The organism is Ensifer sp. YR511 (assembly GCF_900103045.1).
GTDB classification, from domain to species: Bacteria; Pseudomonadota; Alphaproteobacteria; order Rhizobiales; family Rhizobiaceae; genus Ensifer; species Ensifer adhaerens.
In genome coordinates this window covers 1-25,737 of sequence record NZ_FNGR01000056.1, presented here as the reverse complement: position 1 = coordinate 25,737, position 25,737 = coordinate 1, and the positions used below count along the sequence as shown (strand labels likewise).

At 63.4% G+C, this 25,737-nt stretch carries 25 protein-coding genes; 14 read left to right on the top strand and 11 right to left on the bottom strand.

From position 1 onward, the window contains the following. The first annotated feature begins 664 nt into the window (after positions 1-664). The 3 genes from hrpB (at position 665) to BLU15_RS37275 (ending at position 5,129) form a co-directional block, all read left to right on the top strand. Positions 665-3,124 (top strand): ATP-dependent helicase HrpB, encoded by a 2,460-nt coding sequence (gene hrpB, locus BLU15_RS37285; protein ID WP_090302304.1) that lies wholly within the window; start codon positions 665-667, stop codon positions 3,122-3,124. 34 nt (positions 3,125-3,158) lie between these two features. Continuing rightward, positions 3,159-4,466: an ActS/PrrB/RegB family redox-sensitive histidine kinase gene (locus BLU15_RS37280; RefSeq protein ID WP_034802125.1), complete on the top strand. Its 1,308-nt coding sequence runs from the start codon at positions 3,159-3,161 to the stop codon at positions 4,464-4,466. 78 nt (positions 4,467-4,544) lie between these two features. Beyond that, the gene (locus tag BLU15_RS37275; protein WP_034802128.1) at positions 4,545-5,129 is read left to right on the top strand and encodes an ActR/PrrA/RegA family redox response regulator transcription factor; all 585 of its coding nucleotides are present in this window, start codon (positions 4,545-4,547) and stop codon (positions 5,127-5,129) included. Between the two features lie 58 nt (positions 5,130-5,187). Here the strand turns inward: BLU15_RS37275 and BLU15_RS37270 are convergent, their stop codons facing one another. After that, entirely contained in the window at positions 5,188-5,712 is a 525-nt protein-coding gene (locus BLU15_RS37270; protein WP_034802131.1) for an MmcB family DNA repair protein, read from the bottom strand. 183 nt (positions 5,713-5,895) lie between these two features. Here BLU15_RS37270 and BLU15_RS37265 point away from each other — a divergent pair, with 183 nt between their 5' ends. Together BLU15_RS37265 and BLU15_RS37260 are read left to right on the top strand one after the other, a co-directional pair. Next, complete coding sequence (locus tag BLU15_RS37265) at positions 5,896-6,585, top strand: L,D-transpeptidase (protein WP_034802133.1); 690 nt, start codon at positions 5,896-5,898, stop codon at positions 6,583-6,585. Between the two features lie 272 nt (positions 6,586-6,857). Continuing rightward, positions 6,858-8,783: a HAMP domain-containing methyl-accepting chemotaxis protein gene (locus tag BLU15_RS37260; RefSeq protein WP_090302300.1), complete on the top strand. Its 1,926-nt coding sequence runs from the start codon at positions 6,858-6,860 to the stop codon at positions 8,781-8,783. A 112-nt stretch (positions 8,784-8,895) separates the two neighbouring features. On the opposite strand, the gene BLU15_RS37255 is transcribed toward BLU15_RS37260, so the two are convergent. Both BLU15_RS37255 and BLU15_RS37250 read right to left on the bottom strand, forming a co-directional pair. After that, on the bottom strand, positions 8,896-11,067 hold the full coding sequence (locus BLU15_RS37255; RefSeq protein ID WP_090302298.1) for a malate synthase G: 2,172 nt from the start codon (positions 11,065-11,067) through the stop codon (positions 8,896-8,898). A 205-nt stretch (positions 11,068-11,272) separates the two neighbouring features. Next, on the bottom strand, positions 11,273-13,276 hold the full coding sequence (locus BLU15_RS37250; RefSeq protein WP_090302296.1) for a hydantoinase/oxoprolinase N-terminal domain-containing protein: 2,004 nt from the start codon (positions 13,274-13,276) through the stop codon (positions 11,273-11,275). A gap of 150 nt (positions 13,277-13,426) precedes the next feature. On the opposite strand from BLU15_RS37250, the gene BLU15_RS37245 reads away from it, so the two are divergent. Next, positions 13,427-14,056: a hypothetical protein gene (locus BLU15_RS37245; protein WP_090302294.1), complete on the top strand. Its 630-nt coding sequence runs from the start codon at positions 13,427-13,429 to the stop codon at positions 14,054-14,056. On the opposite strand, the gene BLU15_RS37240 is transcribed toward BLU15_RS37245, so the two are convergent. The 5 genes from BLU15_RS37240 to hslV form a co-directional block, all read right to left on the bottom strand. Next, positions 14,010-15,404 carry a cytochrome P450 gene (locus tag BLU15_RS37240; protein WP_034802144.1) on the bottom strand — a complete coding sequence of 465 codons (1,395 nt, stop codon included), beginning with the start codon at positions 15,402-15,404 and terminating at the stop codon, positions 14,010-14,012. The genes BLU15_RS37245 and BLU15_RS37240 overlap by 47 nt on opposite strands. 73 nt (positions 15,405-15,477) lie before the next feature. Continuing rightward, a complete protein-coding gene (locus tag BLU15_RS37235) occupies positions 15,478-16,422 on the bottom strand; it encodes a DUF1402 family protein (protein ID WP_090302293.1) in 945 nt (314 codons plus the stop codon). A gap of 194 nt (positions 16,423-16,616) precedes the next feature. Next, on the bottom strand, positions 16,617-17,924 hold the full coding sequence (gene hslU, locus BLU15_RS37230; protein ID WP_034802146.1) for an ATP-dependent protease ATPase subunit HslU: 1,308 nt from the start codon (positions 17,922-17,924) through the stop codon (positions 16,617-16,619). Beyond that, positions 17,921-18,445, bottom strand: a complete 525-nt coding sequence (locus BLU15_RS37225; protein ID WP_090302291.1) for a GNAT family N-acetyltransferase — start codon at positions 18,443-18,445, stop codon at positions 17,921-17,923. Before BLU15_RS37225 ends, hslU begins: the two co-directional genes overlap by 4 nt. Further along, positions 18,435-18,992: an ATP-dependent protease subunit HslV gene (hslV, locus tag BLU15_RS37220; protein WP_051659613.1), complete on the bottom strand. Its 558-nt coding sequence runs from the start codon at positions 18,990-18,992 to the stop codon at positions 18,435-18,437. The genes BLU15_RS37225 and hslV overlap by 11 nt, the downstream gene beginning before the upstream one ends. 227 nt (positions 18,993-19,219) lie before the next feature. Between hslV and hisB the strand changes: the two genes are divergently transcribed. From hisB to coaA, 7 genes are read left to right on the top strand one after another with little or no spacing between them, the layout of a single operon-like run. Beyond that, the gene (hisB, locus tag BLU15_RS37215; protein WP_034802151.1) at positions 19,220-19,828 is read left to right on the top strand and encodes an imidazoleglycerol-phosphate dehydratase HisB; all 609 of its coding nucleotides are present in this window, start codon (positions 19,220-19,222) and stop codon (positions 19,826-19,828) included. Between the two features lie 24 nt (positions 19,829-19,852). Further along, positions 19,853-20,323: a DUF2628 domain-containing protein gene (locus BLU15_RS37210; protein WP_060521554.1), complete on the top strand. Its 471-nt coding sequence runs from the start codon at positions 19,853-19,855 to the stop codon at positions 20,321-20,323. Continuing rightward, a complete protein-coding gene (gene hisH / locus BLU15_RS37205) occupies positions 20,323-20,973 on the top strand; it encodes an imidazole glycerol phosphate synthase subunit HisH (RefSeq protein WP_090302289.1) in 651 nt (216 codons plus the stop codon). The genes BLU15_RS37210 and hisH overlap by 1 nt, the downstream gene beginning before the upstream one ends. 28 nt (positions 20,974-21,001) lie before the next feature. Continuing rightward, positions 21,002-21,739, top strand: a complete 738-nt coding sequence (gene hisA, locus BLU15_RS37200; protein WP_060521552.1) for a 1-(5-phosphoribosyl)-5-[(5-phosphoribosylamino)methylideneamino]imidazole-4-carboxamide isomerase — start codon at positions 21,002-21,004, stop codon at positions 21,737-21,739. Positions 21,740-21,742: 3 nt separating this feature from the next. After that, a complete protein-coding gene (gene hisF / locus BLU15_RS37195; RefSeq protein ID WP_034802161.1) occupies positions 21,743-22,519 on the top strand; it encodes an imidazole glycerol phosphate synthase subunit HisF in 777 nt (258 codons plus the stop codon). Between the two features lie 15 nt (positions 22,520-22,534). Next, positions 22,535-22,858 carry a phosphoribosyl-ATP diphosphatase gene (locus BLU15_RS37190; protein WP_034802164.1) on the top strand — a complete coding sequence of 108 codons (324 nt, stop codon included), beginning with the start codon at positions 22,535-22,537 and terminating at the stop codon, positions 22,856-22,858. Further along, positions 22,855-23,847, top strand: coding sequence for a type I pantothenate kinase (coaA, locus tag BLU15_RS37185; RefSeq protein ID WP_060521550.1), 993 nt, complete (start codon positions 22,855-22,857; stop codon positions 23,845-23,847). The genes BLU15_RS37190 and coaA overlap by 4 nt, the downstream gene beginning before the upstream one ends. Positions 23,848-23,862: 15 nt before the next feature. Here coaA and BLU15_RS37180 read toward each other — a convergent pair whose 3' ends face one another. Genes BLU15_RS37180 through lysM form a run of 3 tightly spaced genes read right to left on the bottom strand, consistent with a single transcriptional unit; the run spans position 23,863 to position 25,400 of the window. Then, the gene (locus tag BLU15_RS37180) at positions 23,863-24,474 is read right to left on the bottom strand and encodes an alpha-ketoglutarate-dependent dioxygenase AlkB (RefSeq protein ID WP_060521549.1); all 612 of its coding nucleotides are present in this window, start codon (positions 24,472-24,474) and stop codon (positions 23,863-23,865) included. 12 nt (positions 24,475-24,486) lie between these two features. Beyond that, entirely contained in the window at positions 24,487-24,924 is a 438-nt protein-coding gene (locus BLU15_RS37175; RefSeq protein WP_034802172.1) for a hypothetical protein, read from the bottom strand. Positions 24,925-24,926: 2 nt separating this feature from the next. Next, positions 24,927-25,400 carry a peptidoglycan-binding protein LysM gene (lysM, locus tag BLU15_RS37170; RefSeq protein ID WP_034802175.1) on the bottom strand — a complete coding sequence of 158 codons (474 nt, stop codon included), beginning with the start codon at positions 25,398-25,400 and terminating at the stop codon, positions 24,927-24,929. On the opposite strand from lysM, the gene BLU15_RS39790 reads away from it, so the two are divergent. Continuing rightward, positions 25,399-25,545 (top strand): hypothetical protein, encoded by a 147-nt coding sequence (locus BLU15_RS39790; RefSeq protein WP_176960479.1) that lies wholly within the window; start codon positions 25,399-25,401, stop codon positions 25,543-25,545. The two genes, lysM and BLU15_RS39790, sit on opposite strands and share 2 nt — an antisense overlap. Positions 25,546-25,737: the final 192 nt, after the last annotated feature.

The window sequence follows — 25,737 nt, the reverse complement described above, 5'->3', positions numbered from 1 at the left end:
GTTCCTCACGAGCTCCGCCGCCCACGTTTCTCTTTCTCTATATTCAATTGTCAAAAAACCGACGAACGCACCGTCCGTCAAACCGTTCCCACAAAGCCCAGAACTCTCGTCCCGAACCCCTCAATCAGCACCAAGCCAATCAGGAAACTCTAGAGCGAAGGTCGTCGTCGCCAGCAGCGCCGCCGCCCTCGTCAGTGATCGGGCTTATAGACCCCCATCCTCACAGACGTCAACAGCCACGTTCAAAAAAACTTCAAAAATCGACAAATCTCTGAATTTAAACAATAATTCCAGCTGTTGATAAACTAGGTCGATTTAATGCACCGGAAAATCAGCGAATCCGCGTCGCGAATCTTTGACCAGGCGGTCAAAAACCTGATGGCCATTTCACGTGGCCCAAAACGCCCCTCTGAGCGACCTCATCTACATGTAGACAGCATGGGTCTCTCAGCCGTCAGATGTAGATATCTCCAGCACGAAGCGCCATACGAAGCACGCTCACGGACGCGCCACGCTTGCCCTTGGCCGGGCGATTGCCGTACTTGCGAATTGTCCGCCCTGCCCGACATGACGATCCATGCGGTGGCGGACCGACAACATGGTGATGCATGAGCCGACGGATGCACCGACCGCACGCAGCGCCAAAGGGGGCGGAGAACCAGACGTGACGACACAGCTTCCTGCGCTTCCGGTTCGCGAGGTGCTGCCCGCACTGGCACATGCGCTCACCGCAGGCCCCTCCGTGGTGCTTTCCGCCCCACCCGGCGCCGGCAAGACGACGCTCGTTCCGCTCTTCCTGCTCGATCAGGACTGGGCAAAGGGCGGAAAGATCATTCTGCTCGAGCCGCGGCGGCTGGCAGCGCGCGCCGCAGCTGGCCGCATGGCCGAGCTCCTGGGAGAAAAGGTCGGCGAAACCGTCGGCTATCGCATGCGTCTCGACAACCGCGTCTCCGGCAAGACACGCATCGAAGTGGTGACCGAGGGTGTGTTTGCCCGCATGATCCTCGACGACCCGGAACTCGAGGGCGTCGCAGCCGTGCTGTTCGACGAATTCCACGAGCGCTCGCTCGACGCGGATTTCGGCCTGGCGCTGGCGCTCGACGTGCAGGCGGCGCTGCGTGACGACCTGAAGATCATCGTTATGTCGGCAACGCTCGATGTCGAGCGGGTCTCGGGCCTGCTTGGCGATGCGCCGGTCATCGAGAGCCAGGGGCGCAGCTATCCGATCGACATCCGCTACCAGGATCGCGGCGGCGACAGCGTCGAGGACACGATGCTGCGGGCCATTGCCGAAGCGCATCGTACGGAAGATGGCTCCATCCTCGCCTTTCTGCCCGGCCAGGCCGAAATCACCCGAGTCGCCACGCGGCTCCAGGACCGCTTCGACAACAATACGGCGATCGTACCGCTTTATGGCAACCTGACCCAGAAGGAACAGGATGCAGCGATCCGGCCGGCGCCATCAGGCACCCGCAAGATCGTGCTTGCCACCTCGATCGCCGAAACCTCGATCACCATCGACGGCGTACGCATCGTCATCGACAGCGGCCTGCAGCGCCTTCCGGTGTTCGAGGCAGCGACCGGGATCACGCGGCTGGAGACGGTGCGCGTGTCGCGCGCGTCTGCCGATCAGCGCGCCGGCCGTGCGGGGCGAACCGAACCCGGCATTGCCATCCGTCTCTGGCATAGCGGCCAGACCGCAGCGCTTGCCGCCTTCACGCCGCCGCAGATTCTGGCCAGCGATCTCTCGGGCCTGCTGCTCGACTGCGCCCATTGGGGTGTCAGCGATCCGGCCACCCTTGCCTTCATCGACGCGCCGCCGGAGACGACACTCGCCGAAGCGAGGAAACTGCTGACCAGCCTTGGCGCGCTGGACGAGGCCGGCGCGCTGACCCCGACGGGCCGCAAGATCCGCGACCTGGCCTTGCCGCCGCGGCTGGCGGCAATGGCGGTTGCCGCGGCCGAAGAGGGACAGGCGGAAACCGCGTGTCTCTTGGCGGTGATGCTGACCGAACAGGGCTTGGGCGGTAACAGCGTCGATCTCGAGGACCGGGTGCGCCGCTTCCGTCAGGAGCGTGGCGACCGCGCCGACGCCTCGCGCAATCTGGCGCGGCGCATGGCGGCCGAGCTGAAGGGCGCGCCGAAATCGAGCGAACCGATCCAGCCGGGTGCCCTGCTGATGCACGCCTTTCCCGACCGCATCGCGCTGCAGCGCGGTGGCCGCGGCCGATTCGTCATGGCGAACGGACGGGGCGCCGAGATCCCCGAGACGGAGCGGCTGGCGGCGGCTTCCATGCTCGTCATCGCCGACCTGACCGGCCGCGCCGGCGGCCAGCGCGTGCTGGCGGCGGCAGAGCTGACGCGCGCCGAGGTCGAGGCGCATATGCCCGAGGCGATAACCCGCGAGGACCAGAGCTTTTTCGACAAGGCCAGCCGGCAGGTGCGGGCGCGTCGGGTCACGCGGCTCGGCGCCATCATCTTCGAGGAGGCGCCGCTCACACGACCGACCGGTGAATCGGCGGCGCGGGCACTCGCCGACGGCGTACGCCAGCTCGGCCTTGCCATCCTGCACTTCTCCAAGGAGGCGATGCAGATGCGCGACCGCATCGGCTTCCTCAACCGCTCGATCGGTGAACCCTGGCCGGATGTTTCCGACGAAGCGCTGCTCGACCGTCTCGACGACTGGTTCGTTCCCTTCCAGCACGGCATCACCGCGATTGCCGACATCAAGGCATCCAACCTCTCCGACGGTCTGCTCTCCCTCATTCCACACGAGCGGCAACGGGAACTCGGGCGGCTGGCGCCGACGCATTTCGAGGCGCCGACCGGGCAACGGCACCCGATCCACTACGACGGCGACGAGCCGCTGTTATCGATCCGGGTACAGGAGCTTTTTGGCCTGAAGACCCATCCGGCGATCGGCGATGGGCGGCTGCCGTTGCTGCTCGAGCTGATCTCGCCCGGACATCGGCCGATCCAGACGACGCGCGACCTGCCCGGTTTCTGGGCGGGTTCCTGGCGCGATGTGCGCGCCGACATGCGCGGGCGCTATCCGAAGCATCCCTGGCCCGAGGATCCGGCCAATGCGGCGCCGACGACACGGGCGAAGCCCCGTGGTACATGAGACGAAAGCATCGATCATTGGAATGCAGGCACGAATGACCACTGTTGCGCTCGAACACAACAACGACCAGACCAGCAACCGCAGTCTGCGCCTGCAGACGCTCGTTCGGCTGCGCTGGCTTGCCGTCGGCGGCCAGTCGATCGCCGTCCTCATCACGGCCTTCTGGCTGCAGTTTCCTCTGCCGCTGATTTCCTGCCTGGTGCTGATCGCGAGCCTCGCGCTGGTCAACGCCTATGTGACGTTGCGCTATCCGCCGACGCACCGGTTGCAGCCGCCGGCGGCCTTCGCGCTTCTCGGCCTCGATCTCGCGCAGATCACCGGATTGCTGTTCATCACAGGCGGGCTCACCAATCCCTTCGCGCCGCTGCTCTGCGTCCCGGTCATCATTTCCTCTGCGTCGCAGCCGAAGTCACACAGCATCATTCTTGCCGGTTTTGCGGTAATCGCCATCACCGCACTCGCCTTCTCACCCTTTCCGCTGCCCTGGTATCCGGGCACGGTCCTGCTGATGCCGCGGGTGCTGACCGCCGGCATCTGGTTTGCGATCGTCTCGATGACCGCCTTTGCCGCCTTCTATACCTACCGCGTGTCGCTGGAAGCGAGTGAGCTGTCGGAAGCGCTGACGGCGACCGAACTGGTGCTTCAGCGGGAAAAGCACCTGTCGCAGCTCGATGGGCTTGCGGCAGCGGCAGCCCATGAACTCGGCACGCCGCTTGCGACCATCAGCGTCGTCGCCAAGGAGATGGAACGCGAACTCGGCGACGATCCGCGCTTCGGGGAGGACGTGCATCTGCTGCGCAGCCAGAGCGAACGCTGCCGCGATATCCTGAAGCGGCTGACGACGCTGTCCTCCGAGAGCGAGGAGCACATGCGGCTTTTGCCGCTGTCGTCGCTGATCGAAGAGGTGATGGCGCCACATCGCGAGTTCGGCATCCACATCGAGCTCATCGAAAAGGGCGACCGTGCCACGGAGCCGGTCGGCAACCGCAATGCCGGCATTCTCTATGGGCTCGGCAACCTCTTGGAAAACGCCGTCGACTACGCCAAGAAACAGGTGACCGTAACCGTCGAGCACACGGCGGATCGGGTTCGCGTCACGATCGCCGACGATGGTGACGGTTTCGCGCCCGATATCCTGCAGCGGATCGGCGAACCCTATGTGACACGCAGGCAGAAGGATGACAGCGCCGGCGGCCTCGGGCTCGGGCTCTTTATCGCAAAGACGCTGCTCGAACGCTCGGGCGCGCGCCTGCGCTTCGAGAATGGCGGGCCGGAGAGGCCGGGCGCCCGGGTCAGCGTCGAATGGCCGCGCGCCCTGATGGATACGAAACTGGCGAAATGACATTTCGCAGTTTATTGAACGAGGCAGAAACCTATAATCTCGGCGAAAGCGTTCCGTTTTTGCCCAAGGATTGCGAGAATGACCGACAAATCGACAGCTTCGCCCAGCACCACCGCACAGGACGCCGAACTGATCGGACCGGACCGCACCCTGTTGCTCGTCGATGACGACGCACCCTTTCTCAGGCGGTTGGCCCGCGCCATGGAAGCCCGTGGCTTTTCGGTCGACATCGCCGAATCGGTCGCGGAAGGCATCGCCAAGGCCAAGGGCAACCCGCCGAAATATGCGGTCATCGACCTCAGGCTCGGCGACGGCAGCGGCCTCGACGTGATCGAAGCGATCCGCGGACGGCGCGACGACACGCGCATGATCATGCTGACCGGCTACGGCAACATCGCCACCGCCGTGAACGCGGTGAAGCTCGGCGCGGTCGACTATCTCGCCAAGCCTGCCGATGCCGACGACATCTTTGCCGCGCTCGTGCAGCGCCAGGGCGAACGCGTCGAGCCGCCGGAAAACCCGATGTCGGCCGATCGCGTGCGGTGGGAACATATTCAGCGCGTCTATGAAATGTGCGAGCGCAACGTCTCGGAAACGGCGCGCCGGCTCAACATGCATCGCCGCACGCTGCAGCGCATTCTCGCCAAGCGCGCGCCGAAGTAAGCAATCAACTTCCACGACCGGCGCACAACCGCTGTTCCGGTCGCTTTTCCCCGCGGGATCAGTCGCGACCGCCGGAGAGGATGTCGCCGATCGAATCACCGAGTTCGCCGTTGCGCTCGGCCGCCCATTCGGCAAGCATCAGCCGTTGTGCTGCCGTACGGGCAAAGAGTTGCAGCACCGACTTGCGTGTCGCCGGCGGCAGCCTGTGTTCGGGCGCCTCGCGAACGATGTGGCCTTCATAACCGTCAGACAGCAGCAGTCCGCAGTCCTCCGGAAAGATGTCCAGTGGCACGGCGGCATGGGTGGCGAAGAACAGCCGGTCGCAGTGCTGTCTGTAGTCCGGCCATTTGCGGTCGACGCGAAAGTCCTCGATCGAGGTTTTGATCTCGACGATCCAGATCTCGCCCTTCGCCGACAAGGAGATCAGATCGGCACGCCGTCCACTCGCCAAAGTCAATTCCGGCAGGACCGAATGGCGCAGTTCGGCGAACAGACGCTGCACACCGCGGCGCACCATCATCGCGCGATTCGATTGGCGACCGTCGATCAAGGGGTTGTCGCCATGGATGGAGAGGATCGTCATGCGTCCGGTGTCCCTTTGAGCCGGTCATTTTGTTGCAAAAAAACAAGGGTCATGGAATTTGCACTTTTCAGCCAAATTGTGGCCGCGCAATCTCTTGCATAGCTCAAACTAATCGAAAATAACCGTAGTCACTGTTGGTCGCGGCGACCCAGTTTTTACTTCGCTTCTTTTTAAGAGACTCCCATGCGCTTCCGCAATGCCTTCCTCTTGTGCAGCCTCGCGGCGACACTCGCCGTTGCCGGCTGCTCGACGACCTCGTCCAAGCCCGAAACGGCTGCGAACGAACCCGCGCCCGCAACGGTACAGGTTGCTACGAATCAGATCTTTAACGGCGATTATGGCGCAGTTGAGGATCACGGTTACGCGCTGCCGGCCATTCCGATCAGCAAGGTCGATACCCGTTTCCATCGCCAGATCGTCGATTACGCCACCAGCGAGCGCCCCGGAACGATCGTCGTCAACACGCCGAATCGCTTCCTCTACTACGTGCTGCCGGGCGGCAAGGCCGTTCGTTACGGCATCGGCGTCGGCAAGGCTGGTTTTGCATGGGAAGGCGAAGCCTATATTGCCTGGAAGCAGGAATGGCCGATGTGGCATCCGCCGAAGGAAATGGCGGAACGCAAGCCGGAAGTCGCCAAGTACGTCGAAGATGGCATGGGTCCCGGCCTCAAGAACCCGCTTGGCGCCCGCGCGCTCTACCTCTTCAATGACCAGGGCAAGGATACACTGTTCCGTCTGCACGGCACGCCGGAATGGTCCTCGATCGGTACCGCCGCTTCGTCCGGCTGCATCCGCCTGATCAACCAGGACATCATCGACCTCTATTCGCGCGTTCGCCCCGGCAAGAGCGCCCGCGTCGTCGTCCAGCAGTAATCGAATCAGATCGACACTGACAAAGCCGCCGACTCTGTCGGCGGCTTTTTTCGTTCGTGCTCACGTCACCCAACTTCCGAGCGAAAGCCGCAAGCAGGCACACCATCGACGCAAAGTTGCCGTCCTGATTCGCGCTCAAATCAGGGTCGCGGAATATGTCCCTGCCCGCTCGGAAAGTTCAATTTCGACTTAAATTCAGTCGCTTATTAAGTAAGCGTTATCTAAATAATCGAAACAGTGTGCCCACGAAATTCCGCTCGGGAGGGACTGGCATGCTGATCAAGACCAAGCTTATCGGCGCAATCGCGCTTCTATCATCCATCGCTATCGGCATCGCTATTCACAGCCAGAGCACGCTGTCGGAAACCAGCGACATGATGGACGCGGTCTACGCCGATCGCATTGTGCCGCTGAAGAACCTGAAGGCGACTTCCGACGCCTTTGCGGTCTCGATCGTCGATGCTGCCCATAAGGTGCGCAATGGCAACGAATCGATGGAGAGCGGGCTTGCCTCGGTCAATGCCGCACGGGAAACGATCAAGTCAAACTGGGATGCCTATGCGGCGACCTCGATGACCGACGAGGAACGGAACCTCGTCGACAATGCACGAAGCCAGATGGTCGTTGCGATGGATTCGATCACGGCACTCACGCAAATCCTCTCGGCCAAGGACCAGAAGGCTCTTGACGCCTTCGTGCGCGACAAGCTCTACGCTACGATCGATCCGCTGACGGCCACGATCTCCGAGATTTCGGACCTGCAGGTCGAACTTTCGGGTACGGCCTTCGAGGCCAAGCATCACGAGTTCGAAACCGTACAGACACTCAACATTGGGATCATCGTTCTCGTCGTGGCGCTTGCTGCCGGCACCCTGCTTGTGGTGCTGCGCGGCGTCGTCGGACCGCTCGCCCGCCAGATCGCCGCCATGCGCCGGCTGATCGACGGCCACGTTGAAGATGCCGACGAGCCGGTGCGCGGCAAGGACGAGATCGCCGAAATGGCCCGCGCCATTCAATCCTTCCGCGTGGCGGCGCGCTCGAATCTTCGGCTGCAGGCGGAGGCCGAGGAGAACCGCCGCAACGGCGAGGCCGAACGTGTCCGCGTCCAGAAGGCGGCGGAGCAGGCGGCGCAGGAAAAGCTGACGCAGGCGACCGCCGGACTTGCCGGCGGCCTGCAGCGGCTGGCCAACGGCGATCTCGCCGTTCAGCTACATGAGCCGTTCGCCGCCGAGTTCGAACAATTGCGGCACGACCTCAACAAGGCGGCCGCGCAGTTGAACGATGCGCTTCTCGCCGTTGCCGACAGCGCCCAAAACATCGGCATGGGCACGCGCGAAATCAGCCAGAGCGCCGACGACCTGTCCAAGCGCACCGAACAGCAGGCCGCGTCTCTCGAGGAAACGGCCGCGGCGCTCGATCAGATCACCGCCAATGTCAGCAATTCCTCAAGACGGACGGAGGAGGCACGCGACATCGCCGGCGAGGCGAAGACCAGCGCGGCCCAATCCGCCGTCGTCGTCGCCAACGCGGTGGAAGCCATGCGTCGGATCGAGGAATCCTCCAGCCAGATTTCCAGCATTATCGGCGTCATCGACGAGATCGCCTTCCAGACAAACCTCTTGGCGCTGAATGCCGGCGTGGAAGCAGCGCGGGCCGGCGAAGCGGGAAAGGGCTTCGCCGTCGTGGCCCAGGAGGTGCGCGAGCTCGCCCAGCGCTCGGCGAAGGCTGCGAAAGAAATCAAGGATCTCATCCGTACATCGAGCCGGGAGGTCGAGAACGGCGTGCACCTGGTGCGCGACACCGGCGAGGCGCTGCAGACGATCGAGGCGCATGTGATCACGATCAACGAACACATGGCGGCGATCGCCACCTCCGCCCGCGAACAGTCGGTGGGATTGAGCGAAGTCAACACCGCCGTCAACCAGATGGACCAGGTAACGCAGCGGAACGCAGCGATGGTTGAGGAAGCCAATGCGGCCTCCGCGACGCTGGCGCAGGAAGGCACGAACCTGCGCAACCTGATCGACCGCTTCACGCTCGCCGGCGAGGCCCAGCCAAAGGGCAGGCCGATGGCGCCTGCCCCGGCAGTCGCCGCAACCACGCGTGACCAGGGACGTCCTCAGCCGGTACGCCGACCAGCCCCCTATGCCACCCACGGCAATGCCGCACTCGCAACGGACGGCTGGGCGGAGTTTTAGAGCGGCACGGGCTGCGATCGTGTCTGGAAGCCCGGACCACCGCTGAAACGAAAGAGCCGTGCGTTCATGTGAACGCACGGCTCTTTCCCAATACCCCGACTTCGGTGGCGAATCAGGCGGCGTTGCGCGCCTTCAGCTCCAGGCGGCGGCGGTGCAGGACCGGCTCGGTGTAGCCGTTCGGCTGCTCGCGGCCCTTGAGGACGAGTTCGACGGCGGCCTGGAAGGCAATCGAACGGTCGAAATTGCCGGCCATCGCGACGTAGAGCGGATCATCGGCGTTCTGACTGTCGACGACTGCCGCCATGCGCTTCATCGTCTCGACGACCTGGGCCTCGGTGACGACGCCATGATGCAGCCAGTTGGCCATATGCTGGGCGGAGATGCGCAGCGTCGCACGGTCTTCCATCAGGCCGACATTGTTGATGTCGGGAACCTTCGAGCAGCCGACGCCCTGATCGACCCAGCGCACGACGTAGCCGAGGATGCCTTGCGCGTTGTTGTCGAGTTCGCGCTGGATTTCCTCGGACGTCCAGTTCGGACGGACGGCGACCGGCACGGACAGGATATCGGAGAGCTTGGCGCGGGCGCGGCTCTTCAGGCTCGCCTGGACTTCGGCGACATTGACGCGGTGGTAGTGGGTCGCGTGCAGAGTGGCCGCCGTCGGCGACGGCACCCAGGCGGTGTTGGCGCCGGCCTTCGGGTGGGCGATCTTCTGTTCGAGCATCGCCGCCATCAGATCGGGCATCGCCCACATGCCCTTGCCGATCTGGGCGTGACCGGACAGGCCACATTCAAGCCCGATGTCGACGTTCCAGTTTTCATAGGCGCCGATCCAGGCTGCCTGCTTCATGTCGCCCTTGCGGATCATCGGGCCGGCTTCCATGGAGGTGTGCATCTCGTCGCCAGTGCGATCGAGGAAGCCGGTGTTGATGAAGACGACGCGCTCGCGGGCCGCGCGGATGCATTCCTTGAGGTTGACCGTCGTGCGGCGCTCCTCGTCCATGATGCCCATCTTCATGGTGTTGGCGGGCATGCCGAGCGCCTTTTCGACACGGGCGAAAATCTCGCTGGCGAAGGCGACTTCCTCGGGGCCATGCATCTTCGGCTTGACGACATACATGGAACCCTCGCGGGAGTTCATGCGGCGACCGCCGTTGCCGACATCGTGGAGGGCAATCAGCGCCGTCACCATCGCGTCCATGATGCCCTCGGGCACTTCCTTGCCGTCGCGGTCAAGGATAGCCGGATTCGTCATGAGGTGGCCGACGTTGCGGACCAGCATCAGCGAGCGGCCGGGAAGGGACAGCGTGCCGCCGGCAGTTGCCGTGTAAACGCGGTCGGCATTGAGACGACGGGTAAAGGTCTTGCCGCCCTTGGCAACCTCTTCTTCGAGGTCGCCCTTCATCAGGCCGAGCCAGTTGCGATAGACGACGACCTTGTCTTCGGCATCGACGGCGGCGACCGAATCTTCGCAGTCCATGATCGCGGTGATCGCCGATTCGAGAATGACGTCGGCGATGCCCGCCGGATCTTCCTTGCCGATCGGCGTGGAGGCGTCGAGGACGACGATCGCATGCAGATTGTTGTGCCGGAGAACGATCTCGAAGCGCGCACTTTCGGAACCACTATGGCCCACGAACTGGGCGGGGTTGCGAAGCGCCGTGCTCGAGCCGTCCTTCAGGCCGACCGTCAACGCACTGCCGGCAACCTTGAGCAATGTAACCTCTGCCCAATTGCCCTTCGCCAGCGGCGCGCTGGCGTCGAGGAAGTCGCGAGCCCAGGCGATGACCTTGGCGCCGCGCTTCGGATTGTAGCCGCGGCCCTTCTCGGCGCCATCAGCGTCCGAAATCGCGTCCGTGCCGTAGAGCGCATCGTAGAGCGAGCCCCAGCGTGCATTTGCGGCGTTCAGCGCATAGCGCGCATTCATGACCGGAACGACGAGCTGGGGGCCGGCGATCGTCGCGATCTCCGGATCGACATTGGCGGTCGAAACGCTGAACTCGCCACCCTCGGGCAGCAGGTAGCCGATATCGCGCAGGAAGGCCTGATAGGTCTCCATATCGCTGGGGGCGCCGTTCTGCTTGTACCAGGCGTCGAGCTTGGCCTGCAGGTCGTCGCGCTTGGCGAGCAGCGCCCGGTTCTTCGGCGCCAGATCGTGCACGAGGGCGGAAAGCTCAGCAAAGAAGTGCTCTGCATCGACGCCGGTGCCCGGCATCGCCTCTTCCACCAGGAAGCGATGGAGGTCCGCATCAATCTTCAATCCATACGTCTCAATGCGGTCCATCTGCCAACTCCTTGAAATAGACGTAAGGAGCGCCACCGATCCGAACGGATGCGATGAAAACGCCCCAACATGTTGATCTTGCGCCTGAAGCGGGTCTCGGACCAGCCCATGCGCAATACGCGCGTGAAACGGCCGCAGTTTCTCACCAATTCATTCCCTGTCAATTCTGCAAGGATGCGAAGAATTGTTTCCGAAATGGAAAAGATCAGCCGTGCGCGATGCGCGGCCGGCCGCTGGCGGACGCAACGAACCGGGCCTCGATCAGCTTGGGGCTGCCCTCGACCTCCGGCGCATCGATTTCCTCGCGCAGCAACGACGCGGGATCATCGGCACCGTTGGTGCGCGCCGCCTCCAGCGCTGCGGTCTCGGCCCGTCGGCGCGCGGCACCAAAAGCCTTTTCCTGATCGAGAAAGCGTTCGCTGGCCCCGGCCCCGTTGACGACAAAAATGCCCTCCTCCGGCATCGTCACGAAAACGGTGACGGTGGCGCTTACCTGGCCGACCACGGCGCCGACGGCATTGGCGACGCCGGCCTCCTCGGGAATGGCGGCTTCGGTTCCGAGCATCTCGGCAATAGCCGGGTAATAAACCGGCGCCGAAGCGCCAAGACCGACGAGCGGACGATCGAGACCAAGCGAAAACCGGACGATGCCGGGCGTCCGGGTCAGCGCACGATCGACGGCCTGCGACACCGCGGGATCGATCGCGCCGGCGCCGTCCTCGCCGAGGCAGGCCTGCAGGATGACCTCGGAGGATTGCCGCGTCAGCCGATCGACGATCATCTGCGCCAGCGCCTGTGGAGAAGAAGCAATCGGCTGGCCGGAGCCGTCGCGGGTCCGGGCCGCGAGCTGAATGCCAAGCTCGGCCGCTTCGAGGTTCCATTGCGACTGCCGGCCGAGCACATGCATGGCGTCGGACGGCGTCAGACCGCAGATATGGACGAGCCCCCGGGCCACCAAACGATCGAGCGTCGCCTTCTGTGGCGTCGAGACGAGCAGCGTTTCAAGCGAGACGGGGACGCTACCGATGCGCTCGTAGAGCGCCTGCTCCTGTGGCTGCAGGCCGCTTGCCAGATGATCCGGCAGGCCGGTACGCACAGCAAAGCGCCCATTGTTGCGCCCGGTGTGCTGGGCGCGCATCTGTTTTTCCAGCACCGAGATGACGGCGTCGCCGTGGAGCGCTGCGGCGAGGCTCAGCGGCATCAGCCGGCGCGGACCGAGATCGATCTTCGCCTTGAGGCCGCGATCGTTGATGCGCACTTCCGAATCACCGCCAAGGCCGTAGGTCCGCATCGCAACAGCCTCGACCATGGTGCGGAAGCCACCAACGACGGCGCCTTCGGCATCGAGACGCGGGCGGCCGCCATCGAGCACGGCCACGTCGGTGGTGGTGCCGCCGATATCCGAAACCACGGCGTTGTCGAGGCCGGTCAGATGCCTCGCGCCGACGAGGCTTGCTGCCGGACCGGAGAGGATCGTCTCGATCGGGCGCAGCCGCGCCTCCTCGGCCGAAATCAGCGCACCGTCACCGCGCACCACCATCATTGGCACGTCGATGCCGCGCGCCTTGAGGAACCCTTCGCAGGACCCGATCAGCCGGTCGATCATCGAGACGAGGCGGGCGTTGAGCAGCGTCGTCAAGGCACGGCGCGGCCCGCCGAGTTTCGAGGACAGTTCGTGGCTGCAGGTGACCGGCAGGTGCGAGACCTCGCGGATGCGGTCGCGCACGCGCTTTTCATGATCCGGATTACGAACGGCGAAGTAGCCGGCAATAGCGAAGGAGGAGACCTGACCTGCGAGAGTTGGCAGAGCGGCGTCAAGCTCGCTCATGTCCAGCGGGGTCTCACCGCCATGCACATTGTGGCCGCCCGGCAGGAAGACTACCGGATCCGAGCCGAGCGCTTCCTGCAAACCGTCGCGCTTCAGATCCTCGGGGCCGAAGCCGATCATGACGAGGCCGGCGCGGCCGCCCTGCCCTTCAACCAGCGCATTGGTGGCAAGCGTCGTCGACAGGGAGACCATGCTGATCGCCGAGACCGGCACGCTGGCCTGATCGAGCACCGCTTCGACTGCACCGGAAATGCCGACCGCGAGGTCATGGCGGGTCGTCAGCGCCTTGGCCTTGGCGACCACCCCCTTCGTCTCCGAGAAGAGGGCGGCGTCGGTGTAGGTGCCGCCGGTGTCGATGCCGAGAAGAAAATGGGAGGTCAATTCGCGCAGTCCGGAATTCGGGCGGGGCGCAGAGGCCCCGGGTTCAATGGGGATCGATGCGGTGATATGACATATTTCAAGGGAAAACCATCGTGTCGCGGACATCGGTGATCTATCGAGCGACACAAATGCAGGACGGAGACATAGCGCATGCACCAACGCCACCGTCCTCTCGCCTTTGTTTGGCTGCTTTCGGCTATCTCCCTTGCGCTTCCGATTGGGGCGGCGCGAGCACAGGACGCGGAGGAAGAGGAATACAAGCCGCAGCTGCCCGAAGTCGCGATCTACAAGGCGATGCTCGATGCCAACAAGCAGACCGGCTGGATCCAGTTTCGCGACTATGATGACCGGCAGCTGATCTATTTCACGGCACTGCAGACGATGCATTGCCGGCTATCGGAAATCCGCTACTCGATCAATTCCGACGCACTCGACCAACGCTTCCCGCTGGCCAAGTGCAATCCGCAGCTGCCCTTCAACCTGCCGGGCGACGAGACGGCCGAATATGTCTACATCTCGCTGCCTGCCAAAACGGCGCAAACGCTGACGATCCAGGCGGTCTGGGACGATGGCGCCGGAAGCGAGATCGTGGTTTACAAGCCCTGCGACAATGTCGGCGACGCCACCTGCGCACAGATCAAGACGATCAAGAAGCCGTCGAAAATGCTACAGCAGCCGAAGCCGGCGGATTCTCCGGTGCGTTCCGTTCAGTCACCGATCCCCGGCAAGACCTTCAGCGAGCCGAAACCCTCATCGGCAACCCGCCCCGCGGTTGAGTAGTGAGCCGCTGCACCGGCCAGGGATTGGTTTCCGCGGTCGTATCGAAGCGGTAGCGGTGCATCATCACTGCCAACGCGATCACCGCTTCCTGCAGCGCGAAAGTCGCGCCGATGCAGACGCGCGGGCCGGCACCGAAGGGCAGATACTGGTAGCGGTTCAGCTTCTCTCGGTTTTCCGGCAGGAAACGCTCGGGCATGAACGCGCGCGGCTTATCCCAGTAGAGCACATGGCGATGCAGCGTCCAGGGCATGATCAGTACGGCGATCCCTTTGGGGATGCGCACCCGCTCGCCAGTCGGTGAGGTCCACGCGTCTTCCTCGATCGCCGCGCGATTGATCGACGGCGCCGGCGGATAGAGCCGCATCGCCTCCTCAAAGGCGGCGAGCACATGCGGCATCAGACCAAGCCATTCGACCGGCTCGGCACCGCTTGCCATCGCGGTATCGATCTCGGCTTCCATGATTTCGCGATAGGCCGGCGTGTTGGCAACGCAGTAGAGCGTCCAGGCGAGTGCCCGGGCGGTGGTCTCGTGCCCGGCACCGATGAAGGTCAGGATGTTGTCCTCGATCTCCGCGGTCGAAAGGCCCTGGCTGCCCTCGATCTCCAGAAGCAAGGTCAGGAAATCCTGCGGCGTGCCCTTAGGGTCCTCCGCCATCTTGCGGCGGCGAAGCGCCATGGTCTCCGACACGATCGAGCGGAAGCGGTTCATCACCTTCCTGCCGCCGATGCGGGTCGGGCGCGGGATCCATTCGGGCGCCAGCAGAATGTCCATCGGATCGACGCGGCCCATGCGGTGCAGCAATTCCTCGACGCTCTGGACGAAGCCTTCGCGCTCGACCGCGACCTCGCCGGAAAACAGCGTTTCGGCTAGGATGTCGAAGGTCAGTTCCGTCATGTCGTTGGCGACATTGGTGGTAAAGGGAGCTTCCTGGGCTCCGGCATAGCGCTCGACGAACTGCTCCGAACTGCGCAGCATCTGGCCGGCAAAGCCCTTGGCATGGCGCGGCGTGAACACCGGCGCCATGGCCTTGCGCGAACGCTTCCAGACCTCGCCTTCCGCCGTCAGCAGCCCGTCGCGCAGGATGGGCCGCAGGATCAGCCGGCGCACCTTCGACATTTCGTAATTGGCGACGTTATCGACAAGGATATGGCGGATGAGGCCGGGATCGTTGACGATCAGGGTGCGCTGGGTAACGAACTTCGTCTCGATCCAGGGCAGCGTATAGGATGGCTCGCCCCACAGTTCGAGCGGATTGCGCAGCACGGTCCTGATGATCTTCAGGTAGGAAGGAATGCCGACACGGGGAACGGGAGCCGGCGGTTCGAACGGCTCCGGACGCATGTCCATGGTGATTGCCTTTCTCGATTGCCCCAGGATTTCAGGTTTTTACGGCGCAATCAAGGAAAGTGCTTCACGTGAATCACAGCAGGCTTTCGAGTTCCGACAGCTTGTCGTTGACGAGCCAGCCGTAATAGTTTTCCTCCGGCCATTGCGCCTGACCGCTCTGGATCTTGGCGGCGAGCGCTCCCGCGCGGCCATCCGGATTGCCGACATTATAGAGCGTCGCGGTTACACCGGGGTTGGTCGAAATATCGACCCCTGCGATCGACTTGTAGGCGTCGATCGAGTGACGGATCGAGGCCGCCATATAGGCAAGCGACACATCCGGATCCATGATCGCCTCATAGACGCCGGCGGCATTGTTCTCGTCGAGGCGCTCATAGCCCGAGGTCTTTGCCACGATATCGGTCAGCATCAGGGCGGTCAGCGGGTTGATCTGACCAAGGCCGAAGGTCTGGCCGGCGAAGAACGGCTGGAAGAAAACGGCGCTGAAACGGTTGTTCGGGTAGGACTTGCCGCCCACCGATTTGCCGCGGAAGTCGTTGTCCCAGACCCGCTCGCGGCAGCTCCACAATGCATAGGCGCCCTTCTTGGCGCCGCATTCGGAAAATTGCGGCCGAGCCACGAATTCCGCGACCGTCTCGCCATCGTATCCGAACTGGAAGCTGTTGCCGGCATAGGCAGCCGCCTTGACGTAATAGGACTGCAGCCGATCGTAGGCGTCGACATTGTAGGTGTGTTCGCCGACGATCGCGCCGACCATGTGGATCGGTGCGATGCCATAGGCGCGCGACACGGACTTGATCTTGCTGATCAGCTGCTTGTCGGTGGCTAGCAGATCGCGGACCTTCTCGAACTTGGCATCGAAGGACGTGCGGCCGGCCTTGGTGCGGCGCACGGATGCGCCGGGGATCGCCGGTTGCTCGACGTTGCGGTTGCCCGGCGGAACGTCGGTCGCGGCGAATGACTGGCTTGCGCTCAGGCAAAACGTGGCGATAGCGAGCATGCAGGCGGTGAAACGCACGATCTCTTCTTCCTGTGACTGGTGGAGGCTGCCTCGGTCGGCGGGCCGCTCCTACGCCAAGATCATGTCGGAAAAATGCCCGGACCACGATCGATAACCGCGTCCGTGTTAGAAAAAATGTGGCCGCCTGTCGAGAGACTGGCGGCCTGCGTATTCAGGGTTGCGGGCGTTTGCATGGCCCTACGACCGAAATGTCACAGGATATAGCGAGACAGGTCGGTGTTGGCGGCGAGATCGCCGACATGCTTGCGCACATATTCCGCGTCGATCGTCACCTCGTGGCCGGCGCGGTCCGGCGCATTGAACGAGATCTCGTCTAGCACACGCTCCATCACGGTCTGCAGCCGGCGGGCGCCGATGTTCTCGACCGTGGCGTTCAACTGCACCGCCACGTCTGCAAGCGCATCAATTGCGTCATCCGTGAAGTCGAGCTTGACCTCTTCTGTGTCCAGAAGCGCCTTGTACTGGCGGATGAGGCTCGCCTCGGTTTCCGTCAGGATGCGGCGGAAGTCTTCCTTCGTCAGCGCGCGCAGCTCGACGCGGATCGGCAGGCGGCCCTGCAACTCCGGCAGCAGGTCCGAGGGTTTGGCCACGTGGAAGGCGCCGGACGCGATGAAGAGGATGTGGTCGGTCTTGACTGGCCCATACTTCGTCGCAACGGTCGTGCCTTCGACGAGCGGCAAGAGGTCCCGCTGTACGCCTTCACGCGATACGCCAGCACCCATGCCGCCTTCCCGCGAGGCGATCTTGTCGATCTCGTCGAGGAAGACGATGCCGTCGTCTTCGACTGCTTTCACGGCCTCGCGCTGGATCTGCTCGTTGTCGAGCAGCTTGTCGGACTCGTCGTCGATCAGCATGCCATAGGAGGCCTTGACGGTCGTCTTGACCTTCTTGGTGCGGCCGCCGAGCGCCTTGCCGAACATCTCCGAGAGATTGAGCACGCCGATATTGGCGCCCGGCATGCCCGGGATCTCGAAGCCGCCGCCCGGCGCGCCGGTCTCGGCGATGTCGATCTCGATTTCCTTGTCGTCGAGCTCGTTGGCCCGCAGCTTCTTGCGGAAGCTGTCGCGCGTTGCCGGCGACGCGGTGGCGCCGACCAGTGCATCGAGCACGCGCTCCTCGGCATTCTGGTGCGCCTTTGCCTTGACTTCGGCGCGGCGCTTTTCGCGCACGAGACCGATGCCGACTTCGACGAGGTCACGGATGATCTGCTCGACGTCGCGGCCGACATAGCCGACCTCGGTGAACTTGGTCGCCTCGACCTTGACGAAGGGCGCGCCGGCGAGCTTGGCGAGCCGCCTGGAAATCTCGGTCTTGCCGACGCCGGTCGGTCCGATCATCAGGATGTTCTTCGGCATCACCTCGTCGCGCAGCTCGTCCCCGAGCTGCTGGCGGCGCCAGCGGTTGCGGAGCGCGATCGCCACGGCGCGCTTGGCGTCGTTCTGGCCGATGATGAAACGGTCGAGTTCCGACACGATTTCTCTGGGTGAAAACGTACTCATGTAGTCCTCTCAAACTCGGTCCGCGTCAGCTCCATCAGGAGTGTGCGGCCGGACGTATCAATCCATTCTGCGTAAGGCACGAAGCCGGCCTTGGTGTAGGCGCTGACGGCCCTTCGGTTGCCGGCGTCAGGGTCGATCACGACGCGGGGTGCGCCGGCGGCAAAGAGCCGCCCGGCAAAGGCCCGGACCGCGATCGATGCGACGCCCCTGCCCGTCAGTTCCGCCGGGCCGATGAAGATGTCGATACCGGGCACATCGGCCGGCATGTCCTTCGCCCAGGGCTCGTCGTCCGGGTACTGGGCCGGCACCCAGGACTGGATGTAGCCCGCCGGCTCGCCGGCCACGTGGAAGATGAAGCCTTCCACGTCTCCTGACGCGCAGCCTTCGCGGATCAGCTCCACTTCCTTGTCCGGGTCGCCCCACCATTGCCGCACATGCGGCTCGCTCAGCCAGGCATGCAGCAGCGGCAGGTGGCTATCGGCCACCGGCACGAAACTGACATGCGCGGGCTCATTGGGCATCCAGTGTCTCCACGACGATATTGTGGTTGGTGTAGACGCAGATGTCGCCGGCGATCTGCAGCGCCCTGCGGGCAATATCCTCGGCCGACTTGTCGCTGTCCATCAGCGCGCGGGCCGCGGCAAAGGCGTAGTTGCCGCCCGATCCGATGGCAATCGTGCCGTGCTCGGGTTCGAGAACGTCGCCGTTGCCGGTGATCGCCAGCGTGATCGACTTGTCGGCCACCAGCATCATCGCTTCGAGATTGCGCAGATACTTGTTGGTGCGCCAGTCCTTGGCGAGCTCGACGGCTGCCCGCATCAGCTGGTCGGGATACTGTTCGAGCTTTGCTTCGAGCCGTTCCAGCAGTGTGAAGGCATCGGCGGTGGCGCCGGCAAAGCCGGCGATCACGTCGCCCTTGGCAAGCCGCCGCACCTTGCGCGCGTTGCTCTTCATCACGGTCTGGCCGAGGCTCACCTGGCCGTCGCCGGCCATCACCACCTTGCCATCCTTGCGTACCGTGATGATGGTCGTCGCATGCATCGTTCCGTAGGGATTGTGTTCGCTCATGAAATTACCCGTAGGCCCCTGATACGCGGGGCATTGCGGCTCGTGACTCGAGCCTGGTTGCTTGAGGCCTATGTAAGTACGGCAGACAGGTTTGCAAATGGCAACAGGCCGCCGGCGCAATCTTCATTCGGCGACTGTCACCGGATGATTCGAATCGACCGCTCAAGTTCTGGATATTTCAGCTTTTGCCTGATAAGGAGCCGCGTCAGCGTATACAGGAGAGCCCGATGGCAGAAGCCACGTCCAGCCGCACCGCAGAGGTTTCGCGAAAGACCAACGAAACCGCGGTATCCGTATCGGTCAACATCGACGGCACCGGAATCGCCAAGATTTCGACCGGCGTCGGTTTCTTCGACCATATGCTGGACCAGCTCGCCCGACATTCGCTGATCGACATGGAGATCAAGACGGACGGCGACCTGCATGTCGACGACCACCATACGGTCGAGGACACCGGCATTGCCATCGGCCAGGCGATTGCCAAGGCGCTTGGCGACCGGCGCGGCATCACCCGCTATGCCTCGCTCGATCTTGCGATGGACGAAACGATGACCCGCGCGGCAGTGGACGTTTCCGGCCGGCCGTTCCTCGTCTGGAACGTGACCTTCACGTCGCCGAAAATCGGCACCTTCGACACGGAACTCGTGCGCGAATTCTTCCAGGCGCTCGCCCAGCATGCCGGGATCACGCTGCATATCCAGAACATCTACGGCGCCAACAACCATCATATCGCCGAGACCTGCTTCAAGTCCGTCGCCCGCGTGCTCCGCACCGCAACCGAAATCGACCCGCGCCAGGCCGGCCGCGTTCCCTCGACCAAGGGGACCCTTGCCTAAGCGGCCAGTCACTGGCTTTGACTCATGGCTTCTTACATGATCCTCACCCCGCCGGGTGCGCGCGCCAACGACGAGCGGGCGCGCTTCGTCGCCGACGGCTTTTCCTGGTGGGCCTTCCTTTTCCCGGCGCTCTGGCTTCTCGCCAAGCGTCAATGGGCAATCGGAATCGCAGTTGCTGTTCTGCAGATCTCGTTAATATTCCTGTCGAACCACGAGAGCGGCTTCTTGCCATCTCTCCTGGCCCAGCTCGCGCTTCGGCTGGTGGTGGCGCTCGAAGGGCCGGTTCTGGTGGCGCGCAGCCTGACGGCCCGTGACTGGACGCTGCGTTCCATCGTGCCGGCGCCCAATCTCGAAGCGGCCGAAGAGATCTATTTCACGAGCCTGGCTTCGAACGAGACCAAGCCCGCCGCCCCCTCCCCGGCCGACTGGACCGTGCGCAAGCCCTCAAGTGGCGGCCCCGGCCTCGGCCTTTTTGATTCCTACGGAGAACGCTGATGCGCGTCGCCATCATCGATTACGGCTCGGGCAATCTGCGCTCGGCCACCAAGGCCTTTGAACGGGCCGCCCACGAAGCCGGCATTGCAGCCGAGATCGACCTTACCGACAAGCCGGAACGGGTGGCGAGCGCCGACCGCATCGTGCTTCCGGGCGTTGGCGCCTATGCCGATTGCCGCCGCGGCCTTGCTGCCGTCGACGGCATGGAGCAAGCGTTGACCGAGGCGGTCGAACAGGCCGGGCGACCCTTCCTCGGCATCTGCGTCGGCATGCAGCTGATGTCGTCGCGCGGACTTGAAAAGACCATCACCCATGGTTTTGGCTGGATCCCCGGCGATGTCGTCGAGATGACGCCCGCCGACACCACACTGAAGATCCCGCAGATCGGCTGGAATACGCTGAAGCTCAAGCGCGAGCACCCGCTGTTTGACGGCATCCGTGTTGGCGAAGCCGGTCTGCATGCCTATTTTGTGCATTCGTACCACCTGGCCGCTGAGAACGCCGCCGACGTGGTCGCCGAGGCCGACTATGGCGGGCCGGTCACGGCCTTCGTCGCCAACGGCAACAAGGCGGGCTCGCAGTTCCACCCGGAAAAGAGCCAGGCGCTTGGCCTTGCCCTCATCTCGAATTTCCTGCGCTGGAAGCCCTGAGCTTTCGCACGACTGATTGGACAGACCCATGATCCTTTTTCCCGCGATCGACCTGAAAGACGGGCAATGCGTGCGCCTGAAGCTTGGCGACATGGACCAGGCGACGGTTTACAACCCCGACCCGGCGGCCCAGGCCCGCGCCTTTGAAGACCAGGGCTTCGAATGGCTGCACGTGGTCGACCTCAACGGCGCCTTTGCCGGTGAGACGGTCAACGGTACCGCCGTTGACGCCATTCTCAAGGCGACCAAAAACCCGGTGCAGCTCGGCGGCGGCATCCGCACGCTCGACCATATCGAAAACTGGCTGTCGCGCGGGCTTGCCCGCGTCATCCTCGGCACTGTCGCTGTCCGTGATCCGGCGCTCGTGATCGAGGCCTGCCGCAAATTCCCCGGCAAGGTCGCCGTCGGCATCGACGCCAAGGGCGGCAAGGTTGCCGTCGAAGGCTGGGCCGAGGCTTCCGAACTCGGCGTGATCGAGCTTGCCAAGAAGTTCGAGGGCGCCGGCGTTTCGGCGATCATCTATACCGACATCGACCGCGACGGCATCCTGACCGGTATCAACTGGGCTTCGACGCTGGAACTGGCGGACGCGGTTTCCATTCCTGTCATCGCATCGGGCGGTCTCGCCTCGATGGACGATATCCGCCGCATGGTCGAGCCGGACGCACGCAAGCTCGAAGGCGCCATCTCCGGCCGCGCGCTCTATGACGGCCGCATCGACCCGCAGGAGGCGCTGGAGCTGATCCGCGCTGCGAGAAAGGCTTGAACCATGACGCTTAAAGCCCGCGTTATCCCCTGCCTCGACGTCAAGGACGGCCGTGTCGTCAAGGGCGTCAACTTCGTCGACCTGATCGACGCCGGTGACCCCGTGGAAGCGGCCCGCGCCTATGACGCTGCCGGCGCCGACGAGCTCTGCTTCCTCGACATCACCGCGTCCTCGGACAATCGCGAGACGATCTTCGACGTCATCGCCCGTACGGCCGAACAGTGCTTCATGCCGCTGACCGTCGGCGGCGGCGTGCGCCAGGTTTCCGACATCCGCAAGCTGCTTCTGGCCGGCGCCGACAAGGTGTCAATCAACACGGCTGCGGTAAAGAACCCGGAATTCGTCGCCGAAGCCGCCGACAAGTTCGGCAACCAGTGCATCGTCGTCGCGATCGACGCCAAGAAGGTCTCGACGGATGGCGAAGCGGATCGCTGGGAGATCTTCACCCATGGCGGACGCCAGCCGACCGGCATCGACGCGATCGATTTTGCCCGTCGGGTGGTCGATCTCGGCGCCGGCGAGATCCTTTTGACCTCGATGGACCGTGACGGCACCAAGAGCGGCTATGACATCGCGCTTACCCGCGCCGTCGCCGACGCGGTCCGCGCGCCCGTTATCGCGTCGGGTGGCGTCGGCACACTCGACCACATGGTCGCCGGCATCAAGGACGGTCACGCGACCGCGGTCCTTGCCGCCTCCATCTTCCACTTCGGCACCTATAGCATTGGCGAAACCAAGCGCTATATGGCGGAGCATGGCATCGCCATGCGCCTCGACTGAGCTTCAGGATCTCCCATGGGCGACTTCACACTTTCCGACCTCGAAGCCATCGTCGCGACACGCGCGATGGCGGCGCCGGACGAATCCTGGACGGCAAAACTGGTGGCAAGCGGCCAGCCGAAGGCGGCGAAGAAACTCGGCGAGGAAGCGGTTGAAACCGTGATCGCGGCCATCAGCAACGACCGCGCAAATCTCATCGCCGAAAGCGCCGATCTCCTCTATCATCTAATGGTCGTATTGAAGATCGCCGACGTTCCGTTGCAGGATGTGCTCAACGAACTTCAGCGACGGACCAACCAATCCGGCCTGCAGGAAAAGGCAAATCGGCAGACCCCATGACGATCGCGGCGAAAGACATCGAAGCAGCCGACCTGCCCGACAACCTCCAGAAGCGGGACTACTCGCCCTATCATTTCTTCACCGCCGAGGAATGGTCGCGCTTTCGCGCCGATACGCCGATGACGCTGACGGCCGACGAGGTACAGCGGCTGCGATCGTTGAACGACCCCGTCGATCTCGGCGAGGTCCGGCAGATCTACCTGTCGCTGTCACGCCTGCTTTCGACCCATGTGGAATCGTCGCAGATGCTCTTCGAGCAGCGCAAGCGCTTCCTCAGCATGTCCGAGACGAAGACCCCCTTCGTCATCGGCATTGCCGGATCGGTCGCCGTCGGCAAGTCGACGACGGCCCGTATCCTGGCGCAGCTTCTGGCGCGTTGGCCGTCGAGCCCGAAGGTCGACCTGGTGACAACAGACGGTTTTCTCTATCCGAACGCCGTGCTCCAGCGCGAAAACATGATGGACCGCAAGGGCTTTCCGGAGAGCTACGACGTCGGCGCGCTCCTGCGCTTCCTGTCGGCGATCAAGGCCGGCCAGCCGAACGTCAAGGCGCCCAGCTATTCGCACCTGACCTATGACGTGCTGCCCGACCAGTTCACGGTCATCGACCGGCCAGATATCCTGATCTTCGAAGGCATCAACGTTCTGCAGTCGCGCAACCTGCCGGCCGACGGCAAGATCGTGCCGATGGTCTCGGATTTCTTTGACTTCTCGATCTATATCGATGCCGAGGAGAGCCTGATCCACAGCTGGTACGTCAACCGCTTCATGCGGCTGCGCGAAACCGCGTTCAAGAACCCGGAATCCTACTTCCACCGCTACGCCACGATCAGCGAGGATGCAGCCCGGGCCATTGCCGAGGGATTGTGGCACAACATCAACCTGAAGAACCTGCACCAGAACATCCTGCCGACACGCCCGCGCGCCGACCTGATCCTGCAAAAGGGCCCGAACCATCTGACCGAAAAGGTGGCGCTCAGGAAGCTCTAAGCTTTCGGTGCATCCTCAGGGATTGACGCGGCGGAGTGTCAGATTGACCCGCCCGCCATTCTTCAGCAGCGTCGACGTGCTCGGATAGATCCGGTCGACGCCATGGAAGGCGAGACGCCCTTCCCCACCCAGCACCACGACATCGCCGCTTTCCAGCCGGAAGGACATGGTCTGGCCGCCGCGCGTATTGCCACCCACGCGGAAGAGGCAGCTGTCACCAAGCGAGATCGAGACGACGGCGGTTTCAAGATCGCGCTCGTCGCGATCCTGGTGCAGCCCCATGCGGGCCTCTTCGGAATAGAAGTTTACCAGGCAGGCCTCGGGCGTCTTGCTGCTTGCGGAAACCGCATCCCAGATATCGAGCAGGATCTCCGGCATGACCGGCCAGGGGCGGCCGGTCACCGGATGCTGAGACTGGTAACGATAGCCGCGATCGCGATCCGTGACCCAGCCGAGCGCGCCGCAATTGGTCATGCGCACCGACATGGGTTTGCCAGTCTTCGGCATTTCCGGCACGAACAGCGGCGCTTCGGCAACGACTGACCGAATGGCCTCGACCAGTTGCTCTTGCCGGGCACGATCGAGATAACCCGGAATATGTCTGATCCCTTTCGGGAGCACCTGCATGAGAAGCAGTCCTTATTGTTCCAGGCCGAGAAGTGCCGCCGGCACACCGTAGCGAAGCGGCCAGCCGGCATAGGCCACATCCGTCGGCCCAACGACGTGATCGACCAGGTTCCAGCGGCCATTCTGGAAGCTGACGAGTGCGAACACCGTCAGACCATCCATCATGTCTGCCTCGTCGCGCAACCCGGTTTGCGAAAGCTCGATCGATCCGCCACCCGGCCGTTGCGGCTCGACCTGCATGAAGGCCCAGTTGGGTGCGGCACGCATGGTGGTGACGACGAATTCGACGGGACCGCGCATCTCGGCTTCGACCGCGGGGCGGATCGCGTCGAGGATGGCGGCACGCTCCGTACTGCCCTTGGCGGGTTCACGGAAAGGCTGCGCCAAAGAACCGCTGGCAAGCCAGAGGCTTGCCAGCGCGGCAACGACGAGAGAACGCCTGAAGGACACGCTCAGGCCGCATCCAGATCCGGAATGCGCAGAACCTGGCCGGGATAGATCTTGTCCGGATGGGTCAGCATCGGCTTGTTGGCTTCGAAGATCACCGTGTGCTTGGCGCCCTTGCCCTTGCCGTACTGCGCCTCGGCAATCTTCCAGAGGTTATCGCCCTTCTTGACCGTATAGAAGACGGGCTCCTTTGCCGGAGCAGGTGCTGCGCCGGCATCGGCGACCTTGAGTTCGGAGGCCTCGACTGCGGACACGCCGAGCGTGTTGCCGACGGCGACGACGGCCTTTTCGAAGACGCTCTGGTCCTTCACGACACCCTTCAGCACGACCTTGTCACCGGCCACTTCGACCTGCACGTCCTTGGTGCCGAGATCGTGGGATGCAAGTTCCTTCTGAACGCTTTCGGCATCCGGAGCATCGTCGTCGCCGCCGATACCAAGCTTCTTGCCGGCGTTCTTGATAAAGCTGAAAAGACCCATGAATATCTCCAATGAAAGAACGCAAGGGGCAGAACGCCTTGAGTTGGCGGCTTTCCTTGGGTTCGGTTTTGTTCTGACCGGCCTTTTTTTGCCGATCGGCTCAATGGTCTTCGTTCCGCTGGACAGGGCCGTCCTTCGGTTCTGAACCATTCTCCAATGCGTGACCTGATGCCTTGGCTTCGGTCACAGAGTGGCGTTCGGCTCCCGGCTTCCCATTCTCCTTGAGGAGCGCAGCCCGGCACTGCTAGGCTCGCTAGAAAGTCATCAGGACAGTCGGGATTTCATTGACGCGCCTTCCGTGATGATGCTTTCGCCGCGCGGCTCGTAAGCGCGCTGG

Excerpts from the sequence above, each read along its gene's own strand:
- BLU15_RS37280 (WP_034802125.1), top strand. The coding sequence starts at position 3,159 with ATGACCACTGTTGCGCTCGAACACAACAACGACCAGACCAGCAACCGC.
- BLU15_RS37275 (WP_034802128.1), top strand. The coding sequence starts at position 4,545 with ATGACCGACAAATCGACAGCTTCGCCCAGCACCACCGCACAGGACGCC.
- BLU15_RS37270 (WP_034802131.1), bottom strand. The coding sequence starts at position 5,712 with ATGACGATCCTCTCCATCCATGGCGACAACCCCTTGATCGACGGTCGC.
- BLU15_RS37265 (WP_034802133.1), top strand. The coding sequence starts at position 5,896 with ATGCGCTTCCGCAATGCCTTCCTCTTGTGCAGCCTCGCGGCGACACTC.
- BLU15_RS37260 (WP_090302300.1), top strand. The coding sequence starts at position 6,858 with ATGCTGATCAAGACCAAGCTTATCGGCGCAATCGCGCTTCTATCATCC.
- BLU15_RS37255 (WP_090302298.1), bottom strand. The coding sequence starts at position 11,067 with ATGGACCGCATTGAGACGTATGGATTGAAGATTGATGCGGACCTCCAT.
- BLU15_RS37245 (WP_090302294.1), top strand. The coding sequence starts at position 13,427 with ATGCACCAACGCCACCGTCCTCTCGCCTTTGTTTGGCTGCTTTCGGCT.
- BLU15_RS37240 (WP_034802144.1), bottom strand. The coding sequence starts at position 15,404 with ATGGACATGCGTCCGGAGCCGTTCGAACCGCCGGCTCCCGTTCCCCGT.
- hslU (WP_034802146.1), bottom strand. The coding sequence starts at position 17,924 with ATGAGTACGTTTTCACCCAGAGAAATCGTGTCGGAACTCGACCGTTTC.
- BLU15_RS37225 (WP_090302291.1), bottom strand. The coding sequence starts at position 18,445 with ATGCCCAATGAGCCCGCGCATGTCAGTTTCGTGCCGGTGGCCGATAGC.
- hslV (WP_051659613.1), bottom strand. The coding sequence starts at position 18,992 with ATGAGCGAACACAATCCCTACGGAACGATGCATGCGACGACCATCATC.
- hisB (WP_034802151.1), top strand. The coding sequence starts at position 19,220 with ATGGCAGAAGCCACGTCCAGCCGCACCGCAGAGGTTTCGCGAAAGACC.
- BLU15_RS37210 (WP_060521554.1), top strand. The coding sequence starts at position 19,853 with ATGGCTTCTTACATGATCCTCACCCCGCCGGGTGCGCGCGCCAACGAC.
- hisH (WP_090302289.1), top strand. The coding sequence starts at position 20,323 with ATGCGCGTCGCCATCATCGATTACGGCTCGGGCAATCTGCGCTCGGCC.
- hisA (WP_060521552.1), top strand. The coding sequence starts at position 21,002 with ATGATCCTTTTTCCCGCGATCGACCTGAAAGACGGGCAATGCGTGCGC.
- hisF (WP_034802161.1), top strand. The coding sequence starts at position 21,743 with ATGACGCTTAAAGCCCGCGTTATCCCCTGCCTCGACGTCAAGGACGGC.
- BLU15_RS37190 (WP_034802164.1), top strand. The coding sequence starts at position 22,535 with ATGGGCGACTTCACACTTTCCGACCTCGAAGCCATCGTCGCGACACGC.
- coaA (WP_060521550.1), top strand. The coding sequence starts at position 22,855 with ATGACGATCGCGGCGAAAGACATCGAAGCAGCCGACCTGCCCGACAAC.
- BLU15_RS37180 (WP_060521549.1), bottom strand. The coding sequence starts at position 24,474 with ATGCAGGTGCTCCCGAAAGGGATCAGACATATTCCGGGTTATCTCGAT.
- BLU15_RS39790 (WP_176960479.1), top strand. The coding sequence starts at position 25,399 with ATGAATATCTCCAATGAAAGAACGCAAGGGGCAGAACGCCTTGAGTTG.
- lysM (WP_034802175.1), bottom strand. The coding sequence starts at position 25,400 with ATGGGTCTTTTCAGCTTTATCAAGAACGCCGGCAAGAAGCTTGGTATC.